21 protein-coding genes are annotated in these 23913 nt (G+C 64.8%); 8 read left to right on the forward strand and 13 right to left on the reverse strand.

Annotated features, from left to right (window positions below; all coding sequences use genetic code 11):
- Genes J2W14_RS16650 through J2W14_RS16660 form a run of 3 tightly spaced genes read right to left on the reverse strand, consistent with a single transcriptional unit; the run spans position 1 to position 3589 of the window.
- Positions 1-948 carry a carbohydrate ABC transporter permease gene (locus J2W14_RS16650; protein ID WP_307464557.1) on the reverse strand — a complete coding sequence of 316 codons (948 nt, stop codon included), beginning with the start codon at positions 946-948 and terminating at the stop codon, positions 1-3.
- Between the two features lie 26 nt (positions 949-974).
- Positions 975-2240: an ABC transporter substrate-binding protein gene (locus J2W14_RS16655; RefSeq protein ID WP_307464559.1), complete on the reverse strand. Its 1266-nt coding sequence runs from the start codon at positions 2238-2240 to the stop codon at positions 975-977.
- Positions 2237-3589 (reverse strand): NAD(P)H-dependent oxidoreductase, encoded by a 1353-nt coding sequence (locus tag J2W14_RS16660; RefSeq protein WP_307464561.1) that lies wholly within the window; start codon positions 3587-3589, stop codon positions 2237-2239. The genes J2W14_RS16655 and J2W14_RS16660 overlap by 4 nt, the downstream gene beginning before the upstream one ends.
- A gap of 274 nt (positions 3590-3863) precedes the next feature.
- On the opposite strand from J2W14_RS16660, the gene J2W14_RS16665 reads away from it, so the two are divergent.
- Together J2W14_RS16665 and J2W14_RS16670 are read left to right on the forward strand one after the other, a co-directional pair.
- A complete protein-coding gene (locus tag J2W14_RS16665; protein WP_307464563.1) occupies positions 3864-4892 on the forward strand; it encodes a LacI family DNA-binding transcriptional regulator in 1029 nt (342 codons plus the stop codon).
- 188 nt (positions 4893-5080) lie between these two features.
- Positions 5081-5974 (forward strand): NAD(P)-dependent oxidoreductase, encoded by an 894-nt coding sequence (locus tag J2W14_RS16670; RefSeq protein ID WP_307464565.1) that lies wholly within the window; start codon positions 5081-5083, stop codon positions 5972-5974.
- 27 nt (positions 5975-6001) lie between these two features.
- On the opposite strand, the gene J2W14_RS16675 is transcribed toward J2W14_RS16670, so the two are convergent.
- Positions 6002-7252, reverse strand: a complete 1251-nt coding sequence (locus tag J2W14_RS16675) for an MFS transporter (protein ID WP_307464566.1) — start codon at positions 7250-7252, stop codon at positions 6002-6004.
- Positions 7253-7326: 74 nt separating this feature from the next.
- On the opposite strand from J2W14_RS16675, the gene J2W14_RS16680 reads away from it, so the two are divergent.
- Positions 7327-7863, forward strand: coding sequence for an ArsR/SmtB family transcription factor (locus J2W14_RS16680; RefSeq protein ID WP_307464568.1), 537 nt, complete (start codon positions 7327-7329; stop codon positions 7861-7863).
- A gap of 85 nt (positions 7864-7948) precedes the next feature.
- Here the strand turns inward: J2W14_RS16680 and J2W14_RS16685 are convergent, their stop codons facing one another.
- Together J2W14_RS16685 and J2W14_RS16690 are read right to left on the reverse strand one after the other, a co-directional pair.
- Positions 7949-9250 carry an Nramp family divalent metal transporter gene (locus tag J2W14_RS16685; protein ID WP_307464571.1) on the reverse strand — a complete coding sequence of 434 codons (1302 nt, stop codon included), beginning with the start codon at positions 9248-9250 and terminating at the stop codon, positions 7949-7951.
- Positions 9251-9366: 116 nt separating this feature from the next.
- A complete protein-coding gene (locus J2W14_RS16690) occupies positions 9367-10302 on the reverse strand; it encodes a dihydrodipicolinate synthase family protein (RefSeq protein ID WP_307464573.1) in 936 nt (311 codons plus the stop codon).
- A gap of 162 nt (positions 10303-10464) precedes the next feature.
- On the opposite strand from J2W14_RS16690, the gene J2W14_RS16695 reads away from it, so the two are divergent.
- Positions 10465-11502 (forward strand): LacI family DNA-binding transcriptional regulator, encoded by a 1038-nt coding sequence (locus J2W14_RS16695; RefSeq protein ID WP_307464576.1) that lies wholly within the window; start codon positions 10465-10467, stop codon positions 11500-11502.
- A gap of 39 nt (positions 11503-11541) precedes the next feature.
- Positions 11542-12510 (forward strand): homocysteine S-methyltransferase, encoded by a 969-nt coding sequence (gene mmuM / locus J2W14_RS16700; RefSeq protein ID WP_307464578.1) that lies wholly within the window; start codon positions 11542-11544, stop codon positions 12508-12510.
- 29 nt (positions 12511-12539) lie between these two features.
- On the opposite strand, the gene J2W14_RS16705 is transcribed toward mmuM, so the two are convergent.
- The 4 genes from J2W14_RS16705 to J2W14_RS16720 form a co-directional block, all read right to left on the reverse strand.
- Complete coding sequence (locus J2W14_RS16705) at positions 12540-13499, reverse strand: carbohydrate kinase family protein (protein WP_307464580.1); 960 nt, start codon at positions 13497-13499, stop codon at positions 12540-12542.
- Positions 13500-13602: 103 nt separating this feature from the next.
- Positions 13603-14397, reverse strand: a complete 795-nt coding sequence (locus J2W14_RS16710; RefSeq protein ID WP_307464581.1) for an ATP-binding cassette domain-containing protein — start codon at positions 14395-14397, stop codon at positions 13603-13605.
- Positions 14394-15440 (reverse strand): ABC transporter permease, encoded by a 1047-nt coding sequence (locus J2W14_RS16715; protein ID WP_307464582.1) that lies wholly within the window; start codon positions 15438-15440, stop codon positions 14394-14396. The genes J2W14_RS16710 and J2W14_RS16715 overlap by 4 nt, the downstream gene beginning before the upstream one ends.
- 109 nt (positions 15441-15549) lie before the next feature.
- Positions 15550-16662 (reverse strand): substrate-binding domain-containing protein, encoded by a 1113-nt coding sequence (locus J2W14_RS16720; protein ID WP_307464585.1) that lies wholly within the window; start codon positions 16660-16662, stop codon positions 15550-15552.
- A gap of 164 nt (positions 16663-16826) precedes the next feature.
- Between J2W14_RS16720 and J2W14_RS16725 the strand changes: the two genes are divergently transcribed.
- From J2W14_RS16725 to J2W14_RS16735, 3 genes are all read left to right on the forward strand, one after another.
- Positions 16827-17825 (forward strand): LacI family DNA-binding transcriptional regulator, encoded by a 999-nt coding sequence (locus J2W14_RS16725; RefSeq protein ID WP_307464692.1) that lies wholly within the window; start codon positions 16827-16829, stop codon positions 17823-17825.
- 44 nt (positions 17826-17869) lie between these two features.
- The gene (locus tag J2W14_RS16730; protein WP_307464587.1) at positions 17870-18163 is read left to right on the forward strand and encodes a putative quinol monooxygenase; all 294 of its coding nucleotides are present in this window, start codon (positions 17870-17872) and stop codon (positions 18161-18163) included.
- A 203-nt stretch (positions 18164-18366) separates the two neighbouring features.
- Positions 18367-20997 (forward strand): GH32 C-terminal domain-containing protein, encoded by a 2631-nt coding sequence (locus J2W14_RS16735; protein ID WP_307464589.1) that lies wholly within the window; start codon positions 18367-18369, stop codon positions 20995-20997.
- Positions 20998-21055: 58 nt separating this feature from the next.
- On the opposite strand, the gene J2W14_RS16740 is transcribed toward J2W14_RS16735, so the two are convergent.
- The 3 genes from J2W14_RS16740 to J2W14_RS16750 form a co-directional block, all read right to left on the reverse strand.
- The gene (locus tag J2W14_RS16740) at positions 21056-21340 is read right to left on the reverse strand and encodes a winged helix-turn-helix domain-containing protein (RefSeq protein WP_307464591.1); all 285 of its coding nucleotides are present in this window, start codon (positions 21338-21340) and stop codon (positions 21056-21058) included.
- Between the two features lie 251 nt (positions 21341-21591).
- Positions 21592-23007, reverse strand: a complete 1416-nt coding sequence (locus J2W14_RS16745; RefSeq protein ID WP_307464694.1) for an aspartate ammonia-lyase — start codon at positions 23005-23007, stop codon at positions 21592-21594.
- Positions 23008-23176: 169 nt separating this feature from the next.
- The gene (locus J2W14_RS16750) at positions 23177-23905 is read right to left on the reverse strand and encodes a FadR/GntR family transcriptional regulator (protein WP_307464593.1); all 729 of its coding nucleotides are present in this window, start codon (positions 23903-23905) and stop codon (positions 23177-23179) included.
- Positions 23906-23913: the final 8 nt, after the last annotated feature.

Genomic DNA, 23913 nt, shown 5'->3' on the forward strand with positions numbered 1-23913 from the left:
CTAGGCCTCCTTGGCGGCATTGCGCCGTTCCATCATGAAGTAGACAACCGTGACGAGCAGGGACAGCACCAGGCCGAGGGCGCCGATTGCCGCCGCGCGGCCCAGTTCCTGGTTGCTGAAGGCCTGGCGGTAGACGTTGACGACGAGGGTGTTGGTGGTGTCTACCGGGCCGCCGCCGGTCAAGAGATAGATGATCTCGAAACGGCGGATGGACCAGATCGTCATGAGGAGCGTGACTACCCTGACGGTGGGGGCAATGTGCGGCCAGGTGACGGCCTTGAAGGTTTCCAGGGCCCCGGCGCCGTCCATGCGGGTGGCCTCGTAGAGTTCGCTCGGGATTGATTGCAGCGAGGCCAGAACCACCAGCATGACGAGGGGCATGACCTTCCAGACCGAGGTCAGGACGACCGCGGCCATGCCGAATTTCGGTTCGACCAACCAGCCCTGCTGGCCGACGCCGAGCACTCCGACGACTTCGTTCAGGACACCGTCGGAGCGGTTGAAGATCCAGCTGAAGATCAGGGCGGTGGCCACCGTGGGAACGGCCCAGGGCAAGGTGATGACGGCCCGGACAATCGTGCGTCCCTTGAAGGCCTGGTTCAGGAGCAGGGCTGATCCTGCGCCGATGGCGACGGCGAAGATGACGGTCGCGGCCGTGTACAGGATGGTGGCGCCCAGTGAATTGTAGAACTGCGGGCTGCTGAGCAGGCGGGAGTAGTTGTCCAGCCCGACGCCGGTTCCGCCGTCGGGCCGGACGAGCGGAGTCTTCGTGAAGCTGAGCTGGATGCCCTGCACCACCGGAATGATCATGAAGATGATCAGGTAAACGACCGCGGGGCCGATGTAGATGTATGGAGAGATCCTCTGCCACATGTGATGCCGGGAAGGGGCATCCTGTATGGGAGGCGCCGCCACGGAGGGCGGGGAGATCGAAGTTCGGAGCGACATTGCCCGGATCCTTTGCCTAGGTCTGCTCAGCCAAGCAGCTGAGTTACTTGTGTCTGTGCGGTGGCGAGTGCCTTGGCAGCGTCGCCGCCGTCCACGAGGTAGCGTTCCACCTGCGTCATGACTTCGCGCATGATGGCCTTGGTCTGTGCCTCGTAGCCCTTGATGAGGGGGCTGCGGGACTCGGACGCGAGATCGATGAACGCCTTGGCCCACGGATTGGCCGCAGCATAGTCGGGAGCCAGCGGCACGTCCGTGGCCAGCGTTGACGGGCCCATTGCCGCCCGGAGCGCCGCTTGGCCTTCATCCGAACCGACCCAGCCGACGAAGTCGACAGCGAGGTTCTTGTTCTTGCCGTACCCGTTGACTGCCAGCACGATCTCCTGGTGGGCCGAGGGCCGGGGGAGCGGGATCCGTTCGGCAAAGCCGATGTCGGCCGACGTCAGGGTCTTGGAGGACCGCAGGATGCCGGCAACTGTGGACGAGACGTCGATCATCATGCCGAGGCGGCCTTCGCGGAACTTGGTGCGCATCGTTGACGCGTCGTCGCCGATAGGCATAGCACCTGAGCGGTAGATTTCACCAAATGCCTCAACGCCGGCGATGTTCTCCGCGGAGTCGATGGTCGGGCGTGAGCCGTCCGACCAAGCTCCGCCATGCCCATAGGTCCACACATCGAAGTCCATGAACCATGAATCGAATTCCGTCATCTGATGCCGGACGCCGAAGCCGTCCAGGCCTGTTGCGGAACGGATCTGGGTAGCGGCCGAGATCAGTTCAGCGACGTTCGTCGGCGGGGTTACGTTCGCCGTCTCCAGGATCTTGCGGTTCCAGAAGAAGTTCCAGTTCAGCCGTTCCCACGTGATTCCGTACTGCACGCCGTTGACCAGACCGGATTCGTTGGTGTGGTTAAACGGCGTGCCCTTGTGCGAGGAGATCACGGAGCTGAGCGGGGCCAGGATGCCGGCGTCCGCCAGCGGATAGAAATTGACGTCCTGCACGACGAAAACGTCAGGCCCGCCCTTGCCGCCCAGCTCTGTGTTCAGCTTGTCCGCGAACGAGAGGAACGGGGTCGTGCTTTGGGCCAGGACCGCGGACGGGTTGGCTTTCTGATAGGCCTGGATGGCTTTCCACATGGCCTCGCCGCGGCCCGGTTCGAGCCATTGCCAGCTGCCGAACTTAAGGGTTCCGCCGGCGGATGCCGCCCGGTTTGCGTCGAGGACCGGGGCGGCTCCGCAGCCGGCGAGAACCAAGCTCGCAGCCGTGGCTCCGAGGAAGGTGCGCCGGTCGATCATGCCGCCGGAACCGGGTTCAGTGCCATGGCCTCGGTTTCACGGCGCAGGGTTAGGGCTTCGCCCAGTGAGTTGTCGATTTCGACGTCATCCCAGCCCACGATGCCGCCCTCGGGGACATCTTTGACGAGTTTGACGTGGTGGGCCATTGCGACGGGGAGCGCGCCGTCCCGGACCGACTTTTCCGCGGAAATCAGCTTTCCCCAGACCGTGAAGCCGCCCTCGCCGTCGAGTATCCCTCCGGCGTGCAGGTCCTTCTTGGCGCAGGCGACAACATCAGCGTGGAAGCCTTCAGGCGCGCCCGTGGCGACGCCCCGTAGGACGGCGTTGGCGATTGAGACGTTGAGTTCCAGTCCGACGTAGTGGTACGGGCGGTAGAGGGCTGCGTACTGGCCGGTGGGGTCCGGGTGCCACGGGTATTCCTGGAAGCAGCCAGAGACGTATTTGTTGGTGGCCTTGACGACGACGAACACGCCTTCCTGTGTGTTGTGAGGGATCCAGTCGCCCTCACGGGTCACGCTCGACATGACGTCAACGCTGCCCTCGTGGGAGAGAACTCCGCCTACGGATGCCGGACGGCAGATTGTGGCGATACCCTCGACGTCCCCGGGAGTAAACGACAGGCCTTCATCCGACGGGCGCAGGCCGGCCGCGTTGGCCACAGCCGCCATCTCAATCGAGGCTTTGGTTCCGTCACGGAACGAGGTGTGCATGTAGGGGTTGAGCTGGCCGGAGTCGGTCAGCTCCTTCGAGAATTCCCAGTTCTCCCAGACATTGTCCGGGTTCATCTGGTGGTAGTGCGGGAGGTACTTGGCGCCCTTGCCGGCGCAGACGACGTCAAAACCCGACGTGCGGGCCCAGTCCACGAGTTCCCAGATCAGGGCCGGCTGATCACCGTATGCCAGCGAGTACACGAGGCCGGCGTCCGTGGCACGCTTGGCCAGGGCTGGGCCCGCGAGGGCGTCCGCTTCGACCGTCACCATGATGATGTGCTTCCCGGTTTCAATGGCCCGCAGCGCGTGGTTGATGCCGACGATCGGGTTGCCGGTGGCCTCAACAATGACATCAAGCTCCGCGTCGAACAGAGCTGACGCATCCGTGACGATCGTGGTGGCCCTCGTAGCAATGGCCGTCTCGATGTCTTCGACGAACGCCTCTTCAGGCCACTCGACGAGCTTGAGCGCGCCCTTGGCCCGCTCCGCGTTGATGTCGGCGATGGCCACCACGTGGATACCGGGGATGTTCCGGGCCTGCGCGAGATACATCGTGCCGAATCGGCCCGCGCCGATCAGCCCGACCCGGATGGGCCGGCCCTCGGCCTCGCGCTGTGTCAGGAGTTTGTGGAGGTTCATGGTTACCTTTCGTGGAAACGGCGCTGTCCCGGAGTGGATGCGAACCGACGGCGTTGGCGTTTGCGTGCCGTTGCAATGGGGTTCCGTCCTCTACTTCAAACGTGATCTCGCTGCGTACAGCCACGAAACGCAGGCCCGTCCGTTTGAAGTAGGTAAACATTGTGGAACCGGTTACACTTTTATGTCATACCTACTCATCAAGGTCAATACCCTAGTCTGAAAAAGTCACCGTCAGACGTATGGGGGAGTGGCTACGGCAGAACGAGGAGCAAGCGTGCAGAAGCAACCGACAATCCGCGATGTTGCCCACGCCGCAGGCGTATCCGTTGCGGTCGTATCCCGGGTCCTCAATCCGGGCTCCGGTCCCGTTGCGCCTCTGACTCGCAGCAGGGTCAACGACGTTATGGAGACCCTCGGCTACCACCCCCGGACCGCCGCCAGGGAGCTGAAGCACGGCCCGCCCACGACGCTGGGCCTTCTCCTGGCTGACGTCTCCAATCCGTTCTTCGCCCGCTTGGCCGATCGGGTGGTGCAGGAAGCGCATGCCCGCGGCATCCAGGTGCTGCTGATGACGACGCAGGAGGATGACCGGCTGGAATCCGAACGCCTTTCGACGCTGATGGAGCGCCGAGTCAGCGGGATCATTGCGACGCCCACGGGGAACAATCTTGAAATCTGGAGGAAGCTCCAGAGCCTCGGGACGGGTGTGGTCTTCGTGGACCGTTCAATCCCGGACATGCCGGACGTCGACGTCGTCAGCATCAACAACATTGAGTCTGCGCGGTCGGCAACGGCCCTGCTGGCCGCATACGGGCACAAGCGAATCGCGATGATCACCGGCCCGGCCACCTCGACAACCGGACGCGACAGGATCACCGGCTACCGTGAGGCTCTCAGGGACGCAGGACTGCCGCAGGACGATGCATTGATCCGTTCCGCGGCGTTTAGGGGAACAGCCGGCGGCGACGCCACCACAACACTGCTGAACCTGCAGGATCCGCCGACAGCTCTCGTTGTGGCCAACACCGCCCAGGTGACCACGGTGCTGCGCCGCCTCGTCCACTCCGGCGTCTCGATCCCGGATGAGCTTTCCGTTGTTGTGTTTGAAGATTCCCCCTGGACGGAACTGATGACGCCGCCGCTGACGATCATCCGGCAGCCTATCGACATGCTGGCCCGGCACTCCGTGCAGCTGGCACTCGCCCATGCCAGCGGGAGGACTTCGGCAACGCCAACGGTCGTCCGCGTCGACGCTGAGCTCGTCGAGCGGTCCAGCATCGTAGCGCCGAAAGCTCGCGCTTAGAACTCCCGACCGCTGGCGCAGGAAACCTGCGCGGCGGCAAGAATCACACGATGATTTACACTCGACATCCCGTGTGGTACAAAAAGTGTACCGATTCCACCATAGTTACACTCAGGCGGGGCACCGGCGCAGCCTGGTCGCTTCGGACCGCTATGCAGCCGCTGGCTGCCACGAATCAAAGGATTGAAATGACGGAAACCACGCGACCTTCGCTCGCCCTTCTGGGGCTCGGCCCCATGGGCGGGCCCATGGCCCGCCGGCTTCTGGCCTTCGACGGCGAACTGACTGTCTGGAACCGGACGTCCGCGAAAGCGGAACCGCTGGTTGCGCTGGGTGCGCGCACTGCCACAACGCCGGCCGATGCCGCATCCGACGTCGTCCTCACGGTCTTGCCCGACCTGGAGCAGGTCGAATCACTTCTGCCGGGACGGGACGGATTGATCTCCGGCTGGGCGGCGAAGGGCATTGCGCGCCCCATCCTCGTGGTGCACGGGACGGTTTCGCCGATCGCCGTCGCTGCCTTTGCGGAACGCGTGCACCAAGACCACGGGGTCACCGTCCTTGATGCGCCGGTCAGCGGCGGCACTGTTGGTGCGGAGAACGGAACCCTCAGCATCATGGTCGGTGGCGACCGGAACGCGGCGCAGTCGGTGGAACCCGTATTCCAGTCCATGGGCACCACGGTCCGGTATATGGGCCGGAGCGGATCCGGGGCACTCGCCAAGGCCTGCAACCAAATCGTTGTCGCCGCAACTGTGACGGCAGTGTCGGAAGCCATGCTCCTTGCCCGCAACGGGGGTCTCGACCTGGCCGTGATGCTCGAGCTGCTGCAAGGCGGTCTGGCCGATTCCGCTGTCCTCCGGCAGAAGGGTCATCGATGGATCAGTGACGACTTCGTCGGTGGCGGGAGTGCCCAGAACCAGCTCAAAGACCTCAGGTTCATTTCGGAAGCGGCAGCCAAGGAAGGCCTTAAACTGCCGTTGAGCGGCACAGTGCGGGAGCTATTCGACCAAATGGTGGCCCGAGGCGACGGTGCGCTGGACCACACCGGAATCCACCGCACCTTGGCGGTTCTCTCGTAGGTCAGGGCCGGAACCGGCCAGCGCAACTCAGGATTCGACGTCGGCCGCGGTAATTGCCTTGTCCGTGAGGATGGGCATCATCCCGAGCAGCGCGAGGGTCAGCACACCCATGATGCCGAACATGGCCTGCAGCCCCAGCCACTGGGCCAGCAGGCCGCCCGCAGCCGCACCGAGCGGCATGGTGCCCCACGCGAGCAGCCGGTAGGCGCTGTTGACCCTGCCCAGCAGGCGGGCCGGAGCAATGCGCTGGCGCAGGGACACCGTGATGATGTTCCACAGCATGATCAGCATGCCGCCCACAAAGAGGAGAGCGCCAAGAATATAGGGATTGTCGGTCACGGCGGGAGCACCTACCAACAGCGCGCTCCCGAGGATGGTGAGCGCCAGGGACTTCGACCGGCCCAGCTTCGCCTCCGCCCATTCGGAGATGAAGGAGCCAACGAACGCGCCGAGGGCGGAGGCCGTCAACAGGAGGCCGAACCCCGCTTCGGACAGGTTCATTTCCGACGCCGGGCCCACGGCAAACAGCACCAGGACCGCGAAGGCCGCGCTGGAGGCGAAGTTGAACACCCCGGTCATCACCGCGAGCGTGCGCAGGATCTTCTGGTTCCAGAGGAACCGCAGACCCTCGCCGATGTCGAACCGCAGGGTCGTCTTCTGCTCCCGCTCGATGCGGAAAGCCCCCGGCACCAGGAGCAGGCCGCCGACGGCCCCAAGCCACAGTGCCGCCGGCACGGCAAGGCCCGCCACGACGCCGACGGCCACCAGCAGCCCGCCCAGCGGGGGACCAATGAACTGGTTGGCGGTGAGCTCGACGGCGTAGAGCCGGCCGTTGGCGCGCGACAGCTGGTCCCGGTGCACCACCTGGGGCAGGATCGACTGCGCGGAGGTGTCGTAGAGCGTCTCGGCCACACCCACCATCAATGCGACCACGTACAGCGCCCAAATGGAGCCCAGATCCAGCAGAATCACGGCGGCCAGCACGGCGGGCAGCGCCGCGCGGCTAAGGTTGGCCCACAGCATGAGCTTGCGCCGGTCCAGCCGGTCGGCCAGTGCTCCGGCAGTCAAGGCGAACAGAAGCCAGGGAAGCGTCGCCGCGACGGTCAGCCCGGCAACCAGTGTGGGTGACTGAGTGAGCTGAACGGCCAGCAGTGGCAGCGCGATCTTGAAGACACCGTCCGCGAGGTTGGACAGCCCGGATGAGGTCCACAGCTTCCAGTAAGACGCACCCAGCGGCGCACGACCCAGTTCTTTCACCTGCGGGGCGTAATTGGTCATGGGTGCACCCTGCCCTATTGATTGATAAAATTCAAGGGGATTGAATTTAGTACATCAGTTTGTAGGATGGGTACATGGACGCAGAACCGACGGGCGCGGAGCAGAAGCCCGCCGCCACCGCCCGCGAAATCAAGGCGCTGGCCCATCCGCTGCGCCTGCGGATCCTGCGCCTGTGCGGGCTCCACGAACTGACCAACAAGCAACTTGCCGACCGGCTGGGACAGGATCCGGGGACGATGCTTTATCACGTGCGGCAATTGCTCTCCACCGGATTCCTCGAACCCGCCGAGGTCCGCACAGGGGAGAGCGGAGCGCTGGAAAAGCCGTACCGTTCCACGGGGCGGTCCTGGCATCTGGACACCGCACTGCGCGACGCCGGTCCGGACGGTCCGCTGGCACCGGTCGAGGCGTTTCGGGAAGAGCTGGCCGAGGCGGGGCCGGATGCGCTCGCCAGCCTCTCCCGCTTCGTGCTGCACCTCTCCGAGGCAGACGCCGAGGACCTCACCACGCGCATCCACGCTGTGCTGAGCGAATACACCGACAGTGACCGGCAGCGGCCGGACCAGCCCGCCTACGGCGGCATCTTTGTCCTGCACCGATCGCCGGACTAGACCGCCGGATAGCGTTCCACAGACAGGAGTGCCCCCGCGATTGCGGGGGGCACTCCTCGTGGGTTGCGCTTCGGTGCCGGTCCGTTCAGCCGATCAGTGTGGTGATGAGCCGCAGCGACGAGGCGACGATGGCGATGAGGCCGATGGCGCCGAACAGGTTCTGCCACCATCTGTTCCGCAGGTCCCCGATGACGGATTTCTTATTGGCCATGATGACGATGAGGACGCCGAGCATGGGTGCGATGAGCACGGTGAGGGACTGGGCGATGACGATCAGTCCGACAGGTGAGGACTGGAAGGACAGTGTGATGACCAGTCCGAAGGCCAGAATGACACCGGTGAAAATGCGGGCCGTGGGGGATCCGGCTGTGGCGCCGCGGCCGAGGGCGTCGGAGAACATGGTGCCACCGGCGGTGGCGTTGGCGATCATGGATGAAAAGGCGGCCCCGGAGAGTCCGAGGGCGAAAACCGTGGCTCCGACTGGCCCGGCCAACGGGGTGAAGACGGAGGCCAGGGCGTTGATGGTTCCCGCTTCGGCTCCGGTCTTGCCCAGCACGGCAGCGGAGACCATGATGACCAGCGCAGTCATGATGCCGGGGGCGACGATTCCGGGAATGGTGTCGACCAGGGTGATGTCCCGGTAGTCGGCGCGGGTGCGGCCGTTTTCCTTGATGCCGTAGGAGGTGTAGAAAGCGGCATTGATGGAGAAGTTGGTACCGACCAGGGCCACGATGAGGATCTCGCTTCCCGCCGGAAGGCTCGGGGTCATGCCTTCCATGGCCCGGTACCAGTCCGGTTGGGCGACGATGGTGCTGGCGATGAACGCGATTCCCATGAGCAGGACGATGACCAGGAGCGCCTTCTCCACGATTCCGTAGACGTTGCGGAAGGCCAGGACGAAACCGACGGCTGCTGTGCAGACGACCGTCCAGAGGACGGGGGAACCGCCGAAGACCAGTGAGAGGCCGAGGCCGGAGCCGACGGCGTTGCCGACAGAGAACATAAGAGTGATTCCGAAGACACCGCAGCCGGCCAGGACGCCGACCCACTTGCCGAGATGGTGCTTGATGGCGGTGATCAGGGAACCGGGTGCGGCGATGCCAAGCCGGACGCTCATGTCGGTGAAGAAGATCATGAGGATCGTGGAAACGGCGATGACCCAGATCAGGGTGTAGTCGTACCGGCTGCCGGCCTGCACGGCGGTGGTGAGGTTGCCGGGTCCGAACTGCCAGGCGCCGACAACAAAGGCGGGGCCCATGAGGGCGAGGTAGCCCAGGAAGGTCCGCCGTTTGGGCCGGGCTTCCGGGGCCGGGTGGTGGTCGGGTGTGGTGGCCATGTGTCCTCGGTGAGCGTGCGGGGAGGCAATGGTGTTCTTTGGCTCGCTCATTGCGAGTCCTCCTTCTACAGCGACACTGCTGCTGCGGTCGTCGTTGACCCAATTGGAGAATAAGGCATGGGATGCAGGTGGCGGGCGGGGCCCCGCCACCTGCCGGGATCCGGAGATCAGACGGGAACGGTGACGCTGCCCAGATTGGCGGACTTCAGTGCCTGTGCGATTTCGTCGCCGGCGCCTTCGGCCAGGGGGAGCAGCGGCGGGCGGACCGTGGCGTGCTCGAGGATGCCGCGGGCGATGAGGCCTTCCTTGAGGGCGACGGTGCCTTCCATGTGCGATCCGCGGTGGTAGACGTTTTTCGTCACGGGCAGGAGGCGGTCGTGGATGGCGCGGGCCGCGGCGTAGTCCTGGGCCTTACCGGCGGCGATGAGCTCCACCAGCGGCTCGGGGGCGAGTCCGCCGTAGCCGACGAGGGCGCCGTCGACGTCGAACATGGTGTGCAGCAGGTACTCGTCATGGCAGGTCAGGATCTGCAGGTCCGGGTAGGTGGCGCGAAGGACCGGGATCTCGGTGTCCCAGCGCTTCATGTTCCGTACCCCGTTCTTGGTCGCGAACACGCCTTCCATGCCGGCAATTTCGAGCTGGGTTTCCAGGTCGTACGTGGCCTTAGTGGCGTCCGGGTACTGGAAGAGGATCAGCGGCAGGCCGGATGTTTCGTAGATTTCCTTGTAGCGGGTCTGCGGTGCACCCTTCTGGTAGCCAAAGCGAAGCCAGCCGTGGGACGGGTAGACCAGGCCGGCCGCGGCGCCGGCCTCGACCGCGCGCTTGGCCTCCAGGGCAGCGACCATGTTGCCCTCGCCGGTGATGCCGGCGATGATCGGGATCTGGCCCTTGACGGCGTTCTTGAATTCGCGGATGACCAGCGCCTGCTCGTCCTGGGTCAGGAACGTGCCTTCCCCGGCGTGGCCGAGAACAACGAGGCCCTTGACGCCTTCGACGCTGGCGAGCCAGCCGCCCAGGCGGTGGATCGCGTCAACGTCGACGCTGCCGTCGCGGTTGAACGGAGTTACAGGTGCGGGAACAAGTCCGCGGAGATCGATGGTCATGAGAGCTTCCTCTGTCTTGTTGATCGAAGTCCCGCTAGACTGTGAGAACGTTTGCGGGAACGTTTTCATCATGACGTGTGTTGCACCTCACTGTCAAGGGGTGGATTTCAATAGGGGGAAAATAGAGTGTCTACCAAGACCACAGTGAACAGGAGAACGCACATGGAACCGGCCAGCCCAGGGACGACCGTTACGCTCAGGGACGTTGCCGCGGCCAGCGGTGTCAGTCTCTCCACGGCCAGCCGCGCTCTGGATGAGCGGGGAACTGCGTCGAAGTCGGCTGCGGCAGCGCACGTCCGGAAGGTGGCCGAGGAGCTGGGCTACCGCCGGAACTCCTTCGCCTCCAACCTGCGCAGGGGCGAGACCCGGACCCTTGGGGTGCTCGTGCCGCGGCTCAGTGACACCGTGATGGCCCTCATGTTCGAAGAGCTCGAGCGGGCGGCGTCGGACCGCGGCTACTTCGCGATGGTGGCCACCAGCGGCGATGATCCCGACGATGAACGCCGCGCCGCGGAAACCCTGCTCGACCGCAATGTCGACGGGCTGATCCTCGCCACTGCCCGGCTCGACGACGAACTGCCCCGGCACCTGCGCGAACGGGGTGTGACGCACGCGCTGGTGCTGCGTACGGACGGGGTCAGTCCGTCAGCACTCGGCGACGATGAGGTGGGCGGATACCTGGCGGTCCGGCACCTCATCGACCTCGGGCACCGTGACATCGCCGTGGTGACCGGGCCGTCCTTCACCTCCACCGGGGTAGCCCGCCTTGCCGGCGCTCGCAGAGCCCTGGACGAAGCGGGCGTCCAGACGCCGGAGGAATGGCTGATGGCCGCCGGCTACGGCATTGAAAACGGGTTCTCCGCCGGGGAGTCCCTGCTGGTCGGCAACGGCGGGAAACGCCCCAGTGCCGTGTTCGCCGCCAACGACAACCTGGCCATGGGGATCATCGCGGCCGCCCACCGTTTCCATGTCACGATCGGAGAAGACCTGGCCCTGGTTGGCTACAACGACATCCCCCTCTCATCCCGTCTGTCCACCCCGCTCTCTTCGGTGCGGGTACCTCTGGACCAGATCGCCGGCAACGCCATCGACCTCATTGTGAACCCCGGCAAGGAACCCAGAATCCGGAAATCCATGCCCACGCTGATACCCCGCGAATCGAGCGGTTCACCGAGATACTCCGCACCACACGTTCTCTAGAAGGCACGAACGAACCGAACCGCTTGGAGTCCAAAAACGATGCCCAGTAACACCAAGCTCTCCCGCATGCTCGCCGGCGGAGCGAACCTTACCGTTGACGGCGCACTTGCCACCGAGCTTGAAGCGCACGGCTGCGACCTGGAAGACCCGCTGTGGTCGGCCAAAGTCCTTCTGGAACAGCCGCACCTCGTCCAGCGCGTGCACCGCGATTACTTCCGCGCCGGAGCCGCGGTCGCCATCACGGCGAGCTATCAGGCCACGACCCTGGGATTTGCCCGGCGCGGCCTCGGCAAGGAAGAGGCCCTGGAGCTGGTGGCACTGAGTGTGCGCCTGGCCGACGAGGCTCGGCGCGAGTATTTGGTCGAAAACCCGGATGCGGGCCCCCTGCTCGTAGCAGGATCGGTCGGACCCTACGGCGCGTACCTCGCGGACGGATCGGAATACCGGGGCGACTACCTCCTCAGCCCGGACGAGTTCCGGGAGTTCCACCGGCCTCGAATTTCGGCGCTGGTGGATGCCGGAGCGGACTTTCTGGCCTGTGAGACGCTGCCTTCATTGCCGGAGGCCCAGGCCCTGCTGGCGCTCCTTGAGGAGTTCGACGTCGAAGCCTGGCTTTCCTTCACGCTGAGGGATGGTGGCCACATCAGTGACGGCACGCCGCTGGCCCAGGTGGCAGAGCTCTGCAGGAAGCAGCCGCTCGCGGTGGCGATCGGCGTCAACTGCGTGCCGCTGGAACTGGTCTCCCCGGCCCTGGAGGCCTTGGGCAAGGCCACCGAAACGCCACTGATCGCCTACCCGAATTCGGGAGAAACGTATGACGCAGTCACCAAAACGTGGGGGCCGGCGGCTGCCGGGGACAGCCCGGCGGGCCCACATGGCAAAACGCCCCTAAGCCTTGCGGAGGGAACGCCCACCTGGCGTGCACTGGGTGCCCGGCTCGTGGGCGGGTGCTGCCGAACGACCCCGCAGGATATAGCCGCCGTGGCCGGGCTGTCCGACAACCCCTGACCAGAATCCTCCCCGGCGGGGATTGTGATTCAGGAGCCCGCGTAATGGGCGACGGACTGGGCGCCGAGGGCCGCGTCGAGTTCTTCCAGGGTCGGAGGATTCGCTCCCGGGCGCTGTACGGTAATGGCCGCGGCTGCAGCTGCGGTGTGTCCGAGCTGGTCCAGGACAGCTGGGGCGAAGCCCTCGGTTCCCCGGGTGAGAAAGCCCAGGATGAGGGCGGACATAAAGGAGTCCCCGGCGCCTATGGTGTCGGCGACTTCGGATTTCACGGCGGGAACGCTGACGTTAGCGGCGGCGGTCGTGAATTGTGAGCCTTGCGCGCCCCTGGTGACTACGGTGAGTTCCGCGCCCAAACCGAGAATGTGGGCTGCGGCTTCGTCCAGGCTTTTTTGGGGGTACAGCCACCGGGCGTCCTCGTCGCTGAGTTTGACGACGTCGGTCAGAGGCACGAGCTCTTCAAAGATAGCTTTCGCCTCCCTGTGGCTGCCGAGCAGTGCTGGCCTGATATTCGGGTCGTAGGTGACCATGCAGTGTCTGTGGGCCTGTTCGAGCAGGGATTTCACGGCGCCGGCACCGGGGCTAAGGAACGTGGCGATCGATCCGGTGTGCAGGATTCTTGGGAAGCAGGCAGGGGCTGTCGGGGAGAGGTCCCAGGAGATGTCGAACTCGTACGTGGCGGAGCCGTCCGGTTCAAGGGTGGCCGTTGCCGATGCCGTCCGGGCCAGGGACCGTGATCCGGGCAGAAGCATGACTCCTGCGCTGCGGAGATGGTTTTCGATGGAGACCCCCCGCGCGTCCGGGGCAATTGCCGTGAGCAGGCCCGTGGTTACGCCGAGGCGGCCAAGTCCGTAGGCGACATTGGCCGGCGAGCCGCCCGGGTGTTCCACCTGGTGCTGTGACGTTGTGACCACGTCGATCAGCGCTTCGCCTACCACCATGACGTCGAGCGTCTGGTGAGGGTCGTGCCGGGCTGTCTTGAAGTAATCCATGGTCTGTCTCTCGTGGGAAGCGGATGGCGGGGCGTGTCCGGGCCACTTCAGTCCGCGGACCGAAATGGCCCGGTCCGCGGACTGAAGTGGCGGCAGCCGTTGTTCAGGCGCTGGCCGCACCGGTCATGATCGCAACTGCATCGGTCATGGTGTGGGATTGCGGGGTGATGGTGGCAGCGCACTTGCCCAGGCGCTGGATGTGGATCCGGTCCGCTACATCAAACACGTGGGGCATGTTGTGACTGATCAGGATGACTGGCAGGCCGCGGTCCCGGAGGTCCCGGACCAACTGCAGGACCTGGTTCGATTCCCGGACGCCGAGTGCCGCCGTCGGCTCGTCCAGCACGACCACCTTTGACCCGAACGCCGCGGCGCGGGCCACGGCGACAGCCTGGCGCTGGCCGCCGGAGAGGTTCTCCACCGGCACTGTGACGTCCTGGAGGGTGGAGATGCCCAGCCGGGTCAACTCCTGTTTGGCCTTCGTGCGCATGCCTTTGGTATCAAGCATCCGGAACACGCTGCCGAGGATTCCTGCACGCCGTTCTTCCCGGCCAAGAAACAGGTTGGAGGCGACGTCCAGGGCCGGCGAAACGGCAAGGTTCTGGTACACCGTTTCGATGCCGTGGGCACGGGCGTCCTGGGGGCGCTTGAAGTGGACCGGTTGCCCGGACACCATCAGCTCGCCGGTATCCGGAATTTCGGCACCGGTGAGGCACTTGATCAGCGTGGACTTTCCTGCGCCGTTGTCGCCGATGATGGCCAGGACTTCGCCGGGGTACAGGTCCAGGCTGACGCCGTCCAGGCCGACGACGCGGCCGAAGGTCTTGACGAGGTTCCGGGCCTGCAGGATGGGCTGGCGTACTTGGGTTCCGGCCGGCTCCAGGTGGGTGGCGGTCATGATTTCACCTTTCGGATCCACTGGTCGATGGACACAGCGAGGATGATGAGGACACCCACGGCGAGTGTCTGGTAGAGCACGTCAAGGCCTGCGAGGGAGAGCCCGTTGCGGAAGACGCCCACGATCAGGGCGCCCAGGAGGGTTCCCCAGACGGACCCGCGTCCGCCGAAGAGGCTGGTTCCGCCAATGACCACGGCGGTGATGGAGTCCAGATTCAGGTCGACGCCGGCGTTGGGGCTGGCTGCGTTGGTGCGGCCGATCTGTATCCAGGCGCCGACAGCCAGGACAGCGCCGGCGGCGAGGTAGACGCTCATGAGGACTTTGTTGACGGCGATGCCGGCCAGGCGGGCGGCTTCCTTGTCATCGCCCACTGCGTAGACGTGCCTGCCCCACGCGGTCTTGCCGAGGATGAACGCGATGGCGATGTAGAGCAGGAGCATGACGACGACTCCGGTGGAGATCCTGACCGGGCCGACCGGGAATGTGGTTCCGGTCCAGGTGAGCAGGTCAGGCATCGCCGAGCCGCGCACTGTCGCGCCGTTCGAGTAGAGCAGCGTCAGGGCGATGAAGATATTCAGCGTGCCGAGGGTGACGATGAACGGCGGGAGCCGAAACCGGGTGACCAGGAATCCGTTAAGGGCTCCGGCTGCGAGTCCCACGATCAAGCCGGCGAGGAGCGCGACAGGTGCGGGCAGTCCGTTGTTGACGGCGAGCTGGGCCACGACCATCGATGAAAGGATCATGACGGCTCCGACGGAAAGGTCGATGCCTGCGGTGAGGATGATGAGGGTCTGGGCGATGGCCAGGGTGCCGACGACGGAGACCTGCTGGGTAATCAGGGAGAGGTTCTCAACCCGCAGGAACCTGTCGTTGAGGAGGCCGAACACGACCACGGCGATGAGAAGTACGAGGGCGGGGCTGACGGCGGGGTAACGGTGGAGGACATTGCGAATCCGGCTGAGCGGCGTCTGTCGGTCAAGGAATTCCTCCGCCAGGTCGGCGGGCCCTGTGCTTGCCGGGCCGGCGGTCTGTTGCTGGGTCACGGTTGATCCTGATCTTCGGTGGGGTTCGCTAGGGCGGGCCTAGCTCGATGGGTGCAGTGCGGGGAGGCCGGCAGCGGGCGCCGGCCTCCCCGGCAATGAACTGGGTGGGCTACTTTCCCCAGCAGATGTCGGAGGCTTCCGTGGTGGTGATGCTCTTGATGCCGTCGGCCGGCTTGTCCGTGACGAGTTCGACGCCGGTGTTGTAGAAGTCCAGTCCCGCGGAGTTGGCCGGCTTCTGGCCTGTCTTGGCGAGTTCAACAATTGCCTTGACGCCCAGTTCGGCCATCTTGACCGGGTACTGCTGGGCTGTGGCACCGATGACGCCGGACTTGACGTTGTTGACGCCGGTGCAGCCGCCGTCCACCGAGACCACGAGGACGTCCTTCTCTTTGCCGGCCGCCTTCAGTGCCTCGAATGCACCCGCTGCCGCAGGTTCGTTGATGGTGTAGACGACGTTGATGTCCGGGTTCTTGGCGAGCAGGGTTTCCATGGCGGTGCGGCCGCCGTCCTCGGCACCCTGCGAGGCCTGGCTGCCCACGATCTCGTAGTCGCCTCCCTTGCCGCCGGTGTACGTGCCGGTCTTGGCTTCGTCGCCGTTCTTTTTGACGTCGACCGTGTCGATTCCGAGGCCCGTGAGGAAGCCCTGGTCCCGGTTGTAGTCAACCGAGACGACCTTGTCGTCAAAGAGATCGACGAGGGCAATGGTTGCCTTCTCCCCACCCAGCTGGGCTGCGGTCCACTTGCCGATCAGCTCGCCGGCGGCGAAGTTGTCGGTGGCGAACGTGATGTCTGCTGCGTCTGCCGGGTCCGGCGGCGTGTCCAGGGCGATGACGAACAGCCCCGCATCCCTCGCCTTCTTCAGTGCGTCCACAACGGAGGGGCCGTTGGGCGTGATCAGGATGCCCTTGTCGCCCTTGGAGATGGCGTTCTCGATGGCCTGGATCTGGGTGTCCTCGTCCCCGTCGGCCTTGCCGGCTGCGAGCTTCAAGTCCACGCCCTCGGCAGCGGCTGCCTTCTTCGCGCCGTCCTGCATGGAGACGAAGAAGGGGTTGGTGGTGGTCTTGACGATCAGGGACACTCCCACCTTTTCGGCGGACGCGCTTCCGGGGGTGGCGGTGGAGGTCCCGCCGCAGGCGGTGAGGCTGAGGGTGCCGAGGGTCAGTACTGCGCCCATGGCGAGCAAGCGGTGGGTCATGGTGCGCGGGGCTTTGGAACTCAACATTGAATCTCCTGTTTTCGGGGCACTTCCGATGCCTGACAACGATGTCATGCCTCATGTAATCAGCGTCACAAGGTAGAGTCAATGAAAATTCGAAGATGAAGGACGATGTTGTGACAACGATGTCTAATCGTTACCAAGCGGACCCCGCGAAGAATCGCCCCACCATGCGCCACGTCGCAGCCCTGGCCGGAGTAGGCATCAAGACGGTGTCCCGCGTGATGAACGACGAGCCGGGCGTTTCCGAAGCCACCCGCCGGCGTGTGCTGGACGCGTCCCAGCAGCTCAACTACCAGCTGGACATGGCGGCGGGCAGTCTCCGGAGGACCGGCCGGCAGACGCTCTCGATCGGGCTCTTGCTGCCCAGCGTGGCCAACCCGTTCAGCAGCGAGATCCATCGGGCCCTGGAAGACGCACTGGCGGCCCGCGGCATCGCCGTCTTTGCCGCCAGCCTCGATGACGACCCCGAACGGGAAAAGGCCCTGGTGGCCGCTTTCCTGGGTCGCCGGGTTGATGGCCTGGTCCTGACTCCCATTGCGCGGAGCCAGTCCTATGTCATTCCGGAACACTCCCGCGATCTGCCCATGGTGTTCATTGACCGCGAACCCGTAGGCATCGACGCGGACGCCGTGGTGACGGACAACGCCGTCGGAGCCGCCAGGGCAGCCGCCCACTTCCTGGCGCACGGCCATACCAAAATTGCCTTCCTGGGTGACCGCACGGACATCCAGACCGCCCGGGAGCGGCGGCGCGGCTTCATCGAGGAACTGGGCCGGGCAGGCCTTGCAACCTCCACAGTTCCGGTCCGCGACGGACTCCATGATGAGGAGTCGGCGCGGCTGGCCGCGCTTGAACTGCTCACGGCCGAGGACCCGCCAACGGCCATCTTCTCCAGCCAGAACCTCGTCACTTTCGGCGCCATGCGTGCCCTGAAAGAGCTCGCGTTGAGCAAGCGCGTGGCCTTGATAGGGTTCGATGACTTCACGCTTGCCGACATGATGGAGCCCGCCGTGACAGTCATCGCCCAACATCCCGAGCGGATCGGCAGGCTGGCGGCGGAGCGGCTGCTGGCCAGAATTGATGGCGACAAGCAGCCTGCGCGTACGTATGTTGTTCCCTCGGAGCTGATTCAACGAGGCTCCGGCGAAATCCGTCCTCAATCTTGAGGCCGTCTCTGGCTGAACCACCGATCGATTTGAAAAGGATACCCATGAGCAAGACCCTCTATGCCGAATTCACCGTCAAGCCCGGAAGTGAAGCCCGCGTGGCCGAAATGATGCTTGAACTAACCCGGAAGGTCCGCCAGGAACCGGGCAATGTTCTCTTCCTTCCGTACACCGGGGAGGAGAATCCCAGGGACTACTTTGTCTTCGAGGTGTATCGCGATGAGGCCGCGTTCCAGGAGCACATCGGGGCCGATTACGGCGCCCGGTTCAATGCGGAACTGGCTCACCACATCGAGGGTGAGGGGTCGGCGCTGACCTGGCTCCTGCCCCTGGAGTAGTCTTCAGCGGGGTCTCCGCCATCCAGCGTTGACTCGAGTCGCCAAACCATTGACTTGAGTCGCCAAAACCGTTGACGCGAGCCGCCAAACCGTTGACCTGAGTCGCCAAAACCGTTGACATGTCTGACGGACATCACTTAGCGTCCTTCCCACTGACAACGTTGTCTACCGGCAACGCGCGCGATGAAGGGCGAAACAAGAAGATGAAAAGAACGACCACCCGCAGGACGCATGCTGTCTCTGCACTGACGCTCGCGGGACTTACGCTGGCCGCGGCACTGGCAGGTTCCCTGCCGGCGTCGGCTGCCACAACCCTCGGGGACGAACCCTACCGGCCGGCCTTCCACTTCACGCCCGAAAAAAACTGGATGAACGATCCGAACGGGATGGTCTTCCACAAGGGCGTCTACCACCTGTACTACCAGCACAATCCGTCCGGAAACACGTGGGGGAACATGTCCTGGGGTCATGCCACGTCCAAGGACCTTGTCCACTGGGAGGAGCAGCCCCTGGCGATCTCCACCGACGCCCAGCAGGACATCTTCTCCGGAAGCGTCGTGGTGGATAAAGGCAACACCTCCGGTTTCGGAACAACCGAGAACCCGCCCCTGATCGCCATCTTCACCAGCGCGTACAAGGACGCTTCTCCGCTTCGGGGCCTGCAGGCGCAGTCGCTGGCCTACAGCCTGGACGACGGGCAGACCTGGACGCAGTACGATCAGAACCCGGTTCTGGACCGTAACTCGACGAACTTCCGCGACCCCAAGGTCTTCTGGTACGACCAACCCGGCGGCGGCGGTTACTGGGTGATGACGGCGGTGGAGGCAACCGAACACAAGGTTGTCCTGTACAAGTCGACCGACCTCAAGGACTGGACGGCGCTGAGCGAATTCGGGCCGGCCAACGCCACCGGGGGACTGTGGGAATGCCCGGACCTGTTCCCGCTCGCCGTGGACGGCGACACGGACAACATCAAATGGGTCATGGTCGTCAACATCAATCCCGGCGGCGTTGCCGGCGGATCCGCCGGACAGTACTTTGTCGGAGACTTCGATGGCACCACCTTTACCTCCGACACCACCAAGCCGGCCGCAGCGCTTCCTCCCGGCACGGTCCTGGCCGGGTTCAACGACGGAACCTACAACGGCTGGACTGTGAACAACGAGCCGGGCAACTGGAAGAACGGCCCTTTCGGTGATGCCCCCGCCGCCGGCGCTCTTCCCGGCCAGAGCCCGGTGACCGGATTCGGCGGCGCCGGCCTGATCAATTCCTTCAACGACGGCGACTGGCCGCTGGGGTCCATGCAGTCACCAACCTTTACGGTGTCCGATGACTATTTGAACTTCCTCGTGGGCGGCGGCAAGCACCCGCGGGTCTCGGACAAACTGGACAACACCCCACCCGAGGGAGAGCTCAAGTTCAACGGCTTCGAGGTTCCCCCAGGGACCACACTGGCCGACGCCGACTGGACCGGAACCGGCGACCTCACGCCCAATTTCCAGCCCTCCGCCAGTGGCGGGGACTTCTACATCGGGGCCAAGCGGGTCAACACCTTCGACACCGGGACGGCACCGGGCGATGACCGGCAGGGCACCCTGACATCACCGGTATTCCCCATCACCAAGGATTTCATGAGCATGCTCGTCGGCGGCGGCAACCGCTCCGCGGACTCCGGCCAGATCCTTGCCGTCCAGTTGCTCATCAACGGCAGCGTGGTCCGTTCCGTGGCGGGAGACAATGCCGGAATCCTGAACTGGAAGGGCTGGGACGTCTCCGAATTCGCGGGACAGAACGCACAATTGCGGGTCGTCGACCAAGCCACCGGCGGGTGGGGACACCTGACCCTTGACCACGTCATGCTCACCGACACCGCCGCTGTGCCCAGGTCCGATGAAGAAACCGTGAACCTGGTCATCAATGGAGAGGTGGTGCGCACGGCCACGGGAAGCAACAGTGAAACGCTCGACTGGGCATCATGGGATGTCAAGGAATTCGTTGGTCAGGAGGCGCACATCAAAGTCGTCGACAACAACCGGTTCGGCTGGGGGCACATCCTCGCTGACGGGTTCATGGCAAGCTCCGCACCAGCGAAAACCCGACAGCAGTCCTATGACTGGCTGGACTACGGCCGTGACTACTACGCCGCCGTGTCCTTCGCCAACATGGCTGCAGACAACAGGGTCATGCTGGGCTGGATGAACAACTGGGACTACGCCAACGACATCCCCACCAACCCGTGGCGCAGCGCCATGTCCCTGCCGCGTGACGTAAAACTGACGCAGACCCCGGAAGGTCCCCGGCTCGCCCAAAGCGCCGTGAAGCAGGTCGACAAGCTGGCCACAAAGCCAAGCTACTCAACCAAAAAAGGCACCGCGATCGCGGAGGGAACTACGCCGCTACCCGCGGCCGCTTCCGGTCAGGTCCAACGCGTCGACATCACTTTCGCTCCGGGTACGGCCATGAAATCCGGCATCACCGTGCTGGGCGATGGAAAATCATCCACCGTCGTCGGCTACGACGCCACGGCCGGGACGATGTTCGTTGACCGCACCAACTCCGGCAACACCGCGTTCCACCCGGCCTTCGCTTCAATCGAGGACGCCCCCGTCACCCTGGACGCGGAGGGGAACATCACGATGCGGATCTACCTCGACCGCTCATCGGTAGAGGTGTTCGCCCAGGACGGTCTGCGGACCATCACCGACCAGGTATTTCCCAATGCCGGAGCCGACAAGATGGCCCTCTTCGCGGAAGGCGGGACGGCCCAGCTCAAATCACTCACTGTCACCCCGCTGGAAAAGGCAATGTTCCTCCCCGACAGGACGCAGCCCTAGCCCGGCGCCGGGGCTGCTCCGGGGAGTTGGAGCTGACGAGGCTGCGTGCGGTATCGCTCTACTCCGATTCTCCCGGGGCGAGACCGTAGAAGGGCGTGAACCGGCCTCGGGCCCCCGGGGAAATATCGGAGCGGACGATCGCAGCGCTCTCCAGCGCTGCCAGGTGGTATCTGACCGAACCTCGCGAGGACGCGATGCCGTTGCTGATGTCGGCCACCTTGCTGGCACCATGGCTGGCCAGGTAGTTGATGATTCGTGATCTGATCGGTGCGCTTCTCGCCCGTTCAATCCGCTCAACGCGGTGCGCGTCCGTTGGGCGTTGGACTTCAAAGTCGGCGGTCATTGTCCAGGGCCTTTCATTCGGTATGAGGATAGGTTCGCTGATTGAAAATTGGATGGACGAGGAGTCCGGCGTGCATCGCAATGCGCTCGGGCTCCTCGTCACCAAGTCCCGGTTTCGCTGAAGCCGGGCGGATATTTGGGCACGACGGCTTGCCCGAGCTCCGTTGGTAGGGCGGGGTCAAAGTGTGCGCGTGGGCCCGCAACCGCAGGGTTCCCTGTGCCGGGCTTGCGAGGTTAGGGAGCGGTTGGGGATTATCTGCTCAGGTTGGCGAGGCGCTGGGGGCTGAGGAGGTCGGTGAGCTGCTCGGCGGTGAGCAGTCCGTGTTCGAGGACGAGTTCCGCGACGCCCTTGCCGGTGGCGAGGGCTTCCTGGGCGATGGCGGTGGCCGTGGCGTAGCCCAGGTGCGGGTTGAGGGCGGTGACGAGGCCGATGGATTGTTCCACTGTGAGGCGGAGGTGTTCGGTGTTGGCGGTGATGCCCCGGACGCAGCGTGCCGTGAGGGTGCGGCAGGCGGCTTCGAGGTGGGAGATGCTCTTGTGGAGGCTGTGGACGATGATCGGTTCGAAGGCGTTGAGCTGGAGCTGGCCGGCTTCGGCGGCCATGGTGATGGTGACGTCGTTGCCGATGACCTCGTAGGCGACCTGGCTGACCACTTCCGGGATGACGGGGTTGATCTTGCCGGGCATGATCGAGGAGCCGGACTGCACGGCGGGGAGGTTGATTTCGCCGAAGCCGGCGCGCGGTCCGGAGGAGAGCAGCCGGAGGTCGTTGCAGATTTTGGAGAGTTTCACCGCGACGCGCTTGAGTACGCCGGAGAGGTGCACGAAGGCGCCGACGTCCTGGGTGGCCTCGATCAGGTCCACCGCGGTGACGAGCGGCAGGCCGGTGATTTCGGCCAGGTGCCGGCAGGCGGCTCCGGCGTACCCTGCCGGTGCGTTGAGGCCGGTGCCGATCGCGGTGGCGCCGAGGTTGATTTCGTGGATCAGCAGGTCGGCTTCGGCCAGGCGGAGCCGGTCCTCGCCGATCGTGACGGCGTAGGTGCCGAATTCCTGGCCGAGCGTCATGGGGACGGCGTCCTGCAGCTGGGTGCGGCCCATCTTCACGACGGTGCGGAATTCCAGGGCCTTGGCGGCGAAGGCGTCTTCGAGTTCGGTGAGGGCTTCGAGCAGTTCCCGGGCGGCGAAGATCGTGCCGAGCTTGACGGCGGTGGGGTAGACGTCGTTGGTGGACTGGCTGAGGTTGACGTGGTCGTTGGGGTGCAGCCGTGCGTAGTCGCCTTTGGGGTGGCCGAGGATTTCGAGGGCACGGTTGGCGATCACCTCGTTGGCGTTCATGTTCGAGGACGTCCCGGCGCCGCCCTGGATCACGTCCACCACGAACTGCTCGCTGAGCTTGCCGTTCATGACGTCGGTGCAGGCTTCCTCGATGGCCCGGGCGCGGCCGGCGTCGAGCAGCCCGAGCTCGTGGTTGGTGCGGGCCGCGGCCAGTTTGACGGCGGCCAGCCCGCGGACCAGGTGCATATTGGAGGACAGCGGCTGGCCCGTGATCGGGAAGTTCTCCACGGCCCGGAGCGTGTGCACACCCCAGTAGGCGTCGGCGGGAACCTCCCGGTCGCCCAGCAGGTCATGTTCGGAACGGGTGTCTTGGGTGGTGCGGGCGATGATCATAGGGGTCCTCACGGGGCTTCGTTGACGGGCGTGGACGGAAAGGGGAGCGGGCAGGCCTGAGCGGCGCAGCCAGCAGGGCGGACATGGTGGTGCCACAGCAAAGGGACCGAGAGGGCCTTGTGGCGATCGCGGCAGGCAGGGCGGTACGTGAAAGTTTCGGGGTCAGGGGCTAGCGCGGATGGGTGGCCCGGGAATTTCCGCTTCCGGGGACGATGGTGCCCAGGGCGCATTCCACCCCGTGCAGATGCATTCTCATGGCCTGGGATGCTTCCTCGGCCGACCCGCGCTCGATGGCGGCGAAAATGCGGGCGTGCTCTTCACCGGATTCCTTGCGCCGGTCAGCCACGAGGTTAAGCGTGTTTGACTGGTTGGCCATGGCGTCGCAAATGTCGGACAGGAACGATTCGAACACGCCATTGCCGCTGCACCGGGCGATGGTCACGTGGAACTCCGTGTTCAGAAGCACCCATTGCTGGATATCGTCCTCCTCGGACATTTCCCGGAGGATTTCCCGGAGGGCCTCCACGTCTTCGCTGCTACGGCGTTGGGCAGCGAGGCCCGCGGCAGGCACCTCCACGTGGGGTCGGGCTTCGACGAGGGCGCTGGCCGAATATTTGCCGAGTTTGAGGTCCTGGGCGACTTTGTCAGCGATGACGAAAGTGCCCTTGCCCGTGTGGGTGGCGGTGAGTCCCAGTGCGGTGCATGAACGCAGCGCCTCCCTGACCATCGTCCGGCTGACGCCGTACTGTTTGGCCAGCGATGCCTCCGAGTCGAGTCGGGTGCCGACGGGGATCTTCCCGCCCTCGATTGCGCCCCGGAGGGATGCAAACACCGCCTCAGCCGCGCCAACACGGACCACTCGGTCTTGTCCAGCTGTCCAGCTGTCCAACAGGTTCATATAAACAC

The organism is Pseudarthrobacter oxydans (genome assembly GCF_030812335.1).
Lineage (GTDB): Bacteria > Actinomycetota > Actinomycetes > Actinomycetales > Micrococcaceae > Arthrobacter > Arthrobacter oxydans_B.